We start from the raw sequence: 3,460 nt of genomic DNA, 5'->3' as shown, positions 1-3,460 counted from the left end.
ACGGGGACACGGGGGACACAGTCGTCTGCGCGGAACCGCCATTCCTCTGGACCCGAGCTTTGCCTACGGGCTGTGCTGGGCTAGTTTGCGGGGAATGGCGGTTGACGACGAAGACGAGTGGCGCTTCTGGGATCTCCTCGACGCTATGGCAGCCGAGGAGATCCGTGCGCGGACCGTCTATCAGGTGTTCCGGCCCGGGGACTCGCTGACCGGCGAGGGGGAGGACACCCACCGGGTGTTCTTCATCCAGTCCGGGTGGGTCTCGGTGATTCAGCACAGCACCGGCGGGGCCACCCGGATCCTCGCGGTCCGCGGCCCCGGCGATGTGGTGGGGGAGTTGGCCAGCCTGTCCGAGCGGCCGCGCAGCGCGACCGTCAGGGCCCGCAGTACCGTCGAGGCCCGCGGGATGAGCGGAGAGGCCTTCCTGGACCTCGCAGAGCGCACCCCCTCCATAGCCCGGGCCCTCTTCCGCATCCTCGCCGACCGGCTCCACGACGCCGACCGCCATCGCACCCAGCTGCACGGCTCCGTCGCCCTCGGCGCGGTCGCCGACAAGCTGCTTGAGATCCATTCCTATGCCGGTGCCGGGCAGGACCGGCCGGTGTTCACGCAGGAGGAGATCGCCTGCTGGGCCGGGGTCAGCGTGCCGGCTCTCGCGCGCTCCCTGCGGACGCTGCGCGAGGCGGGCGTCATCCGCAGCGCGCGCCAGCGCATCCTCGTGCTCGACGAGAAGGCCCTGCGCGTGGTCGCGCAGAACGGTCGCGTCGCCGGCTGATAGCCGGTCGCCCCCTGATAACTATCTGACAACGCTCTGCGGCCCGCCGCGGGGCGTCCGGCCGACCGCGGGCCCGGGGCCAAGTTCGTTATGCGTACTTGCGGCTTCGGGAAACTGCATGTGCGGGTACTAGGGGCCCGGTTTTTGTCAGTGCCGGGCGATAGCTTTAATGCCGAACGGATCCGTTTCCGCACTAGTAAAATAGCTGGTGCGGAGATCTTGCGCATCGGAGTACCTTGCGATACATGTCGGGGGGCACGGAGGGTCGTCATCAAGGGCCTGTTCTCATGAATACGCCGTTGGAACCACGTAGTCGCGCTGGTAGGACACCGCGTCAGAGGCACGGGCGGTATGCGCAACCGATCAGCCACCAACTCAATCCGCAAGCCGTCACCAATCTGCCGACCCACCGGTCGATCGTCGTCGTGGACGTGGTCTCGTTCACGCGACCGGACAGGGACAACGTCGATCAACTCGCTATTCGCGCCGCGCTTTACGACACTCTGCGCGACGCATTCGAGGATTCCGGAATCCCGTGGCGGCAGACCGTCCGGGAGGACCGCGGCGACGGCGTACTGATCTTCGTCTCCGCCGAGGTCTCCAAGGTGCTGCTGCTCGGCCGGATGCCGGCCCGGCTGGCCGAACTGCTGGAGCACGGCAACGACGGGCGCACACCGCGCCAGCGGTTCCGGCTGCGGGTGGTGGTGCACGCCGGAGAGGTGCACCACGACGCGCACGGCTACGCCGGTTACGACGTCAACCTGGCCTTCCGCCTGGTCGACGCCGGGCCGTTGCGCGAGGCGATGGAGCACAGCACGGCGGCCGTGGGGCTGATCGTGTCCGAGGGCGTGCACGACGGAGTGCTGCGCCACGGCTACGGCGGTCTGGACGCCGCGGCCTTCGAGCAGGTCCGGGTGCAGGTGAAGTCCGCCGACGTGCCCGGCTGGATCCAGTTGTTCACCAGGGGTGCGGTGCTGCCGGTGCCGCGCCGGGTGGCGCGGTCGGAATCGGGGGTGCCGCAGGGGCCCGAGCTGCCGGACGCTCCGGTGGCCGGGGCTCCGGCGGCCGGGCTGGTCGAGGACCTGGACCTGGTGCCGGGCCCGCCGGTCGGCGCCGGTGCCGGTGACGGTGCCGCAGGGCCGGTGGCGGTCGTGCTGGCCGACGAGGCCTCGCTGCTCGACGAGCTGGCCGGCCTCGGAGTGCGCACCGTGGTCCTGGTCGGCGGCGCGGCCGATCTGGCAGCGGGGCTTGTGCCGATAGCTCGACGGCCGATATATATCGACCATGAGTTCATCGAGTAACCGGACGGAGCAGACCTTCCAGATCCTGACCGCGCTGGTCGACGGACCGCTGCACGGATACGGGATCATCCAGGAGGTCGCCCGCCTGTCGGACGGCCGGACCAGTTTGCGCGTGGGCACCCTCTACGGCGCGCTGGACCGGCTGTCCGGCGAGGGCCTGCTGGTCCTGGACCGCGAGGAGACGGTCTCGGGCCGCCTGCGCCGCTACTACCGCCTCACCGACATCGGCGCGCAGGTGCTCGCCGACGAGGCGGAGCGCCTGGCGCAGCAGGCCTCGGTGGCGCTGGAGCGGCTGAAGAAGCGGGGCGCGCTCCGCGCCGTCCTGGGAGGGGGAGGGACGGTATGAGCGGCGAGCGGTTGGAGCGGCGCTATAGGGGGCTTCTGCGGATACTGCCGAAGTCCTATAGGGAAGCCCGCGGAGAAGAACTCCTCAGCACTCTGATGGAAGGGGCCGAAGAAGGACGGACGCGCCCCGAACTCCGTGAGGTGCTGAGCCTGGCCCGGCTCGGTGCGCGGGCCCGGCTGGGTCGCGCCGCCGACGGTGCCCTGGTGACCACCCGGACCGGTGAGATGGTGCGGACCGTGGCCCTGACCGGGACCGCGCTGCTGGCGTTCGTCGGCCTCACGCAGCTGGCGATGATCGTCGCGAACGCCCGGTCCAATCCGGCGATCACCTGGACCTGGTCGGACCCGTCGGTGTTCGTGCTCGGCCCCCGCGACCGGCTCGACATCCTCCCGTCCGAGATCCCGGCCTGCTGGTCAGCCGTGCTGGGGCTGATCGCCCTCGGCCGGTGGCGGGCGGCCCGGGTCTTGGCCCTCCTGACGTTCCTGGTGTCGGCCTACCTGACCGACGGGATGGAGCTGGCACTGCGCGAGGAGACGGTGCTGGCCGGCATCGTCACCGCGGCGCTGTTCGCGGTCCGCGGTGCCCACGCCCGCCGCGCGCTCGTCCCGGGCCTGCTCGGGACGGTGGCCGCGCTCGGTCTGGGCGCCGTGGTGTACGAGGGGCAGAAGACACTGCCACCCGGCCCGGAGAGCAGACTGCCGATCCGGATGCTCGACGTCCTGCAGGGCTGGGGCCAGACCGAGAACCGGCACGCCATGGTCCTGGCCGCACTCGCGGTGGCCGCGGTCGCCGTCCTCGGATACCGGTCGTCGGCGCGACCGGTGGCACTGGCGGTGGTGGCGGCCGCGGCCATCGGCCCGGACCTGATCCTGGCGTCGCAGCGTCCGTACTATGTCGGCGGCGATCGGATCCCGCTGGCGTTCTTCGCTGGGGGGCTGGTGTTGGTCGCTGCTTTGGCGGTGCTTAAGGAGCGCCTTGGCGGGCGTTCAGTGCGTTCCGGGAGTTCGGGGGCGGTGGTGGGGTGACGAGGCTGTCAGG

At 70.6% G+C, this 3,460-nt stretch carries 4 protein-coding genes; all 4 read left to right on the top strand.

Features of this window, described 5'->3' with window-relative positions:
* Positions 1 to 94 precede the first annotated feature (94 nt).
* The 4 genes from KGQ19_RS48050 (at position 95) to KGQ19_RS48035 (ending at position 3,447) form a co-directional block, all read left to right on the top strand.
* Positions 95 to 775, top strand: a complete 681-nt coding sequence (locus KGQ19_RS48050; protein WP_212022257.1) for a Crp/Fnr family transcriptional regulator — start codon at positions 95 to 97, stop codon at positions 773 to 775.
* A 425-nt stretch (positions 776 to 1,200) separates the two neighbouring features.
* Complete coding sequence (locus KGQ19_RS48045) at positions 1,201 to 2,076, top strand: nucleotidyl cyclase domain-containing protein (protein ID WP_212022255.1); 876 nt, start codon at positions 1,201 to 1,203, stop codon at positions 2,074 to 2,076.
* Entirely contained in the window at positions 2,060 to 2,422 is a 363-nt protein-coding gene (locus tag KGQ19_RS48040) for a PadR family transcriptional regulator (RefSeq protein ID WP_212022253.1), read from the top strand. The genes KGQ19_RS48045 and KGQ19_RS48040 overlap by 17 nt, the downstream gene beginning before the upstream one ends.
* Positions 2,419 to 3,447 (top strand): hypothetical protein, encoded by a 1,029-nt coding sequence (locus tag KGQ19_RS48035; RefSeq protein WP_212022251.1) that lies wholly within the window; start codon positions 2,419 to 2,421, stop codon positions 3,445 to 3,447. Before KGQ19_RS48040 ends, KGQ19_RS48035 begins: the two co-directional genes overlap by 4 nt.
* Positions 3,448 to 3,460: the final 13 nt, after the last annotated feature.

The sequence above is a fragment of the Catenulispora pinistramenti genome, assembly GCF_018274385.1.
GTDB lineage: Bacteria > Actinomycetota > Actinomycetes > Streptomycetales > Catenulisporaceae > Catenulispora > Catenulispora pinistramenti.
The sequence above is the reverse complement of the archived record's forward strand: the minus strand, read 5'-3'. Positions and strand labels throughout refer to the sequence as shown.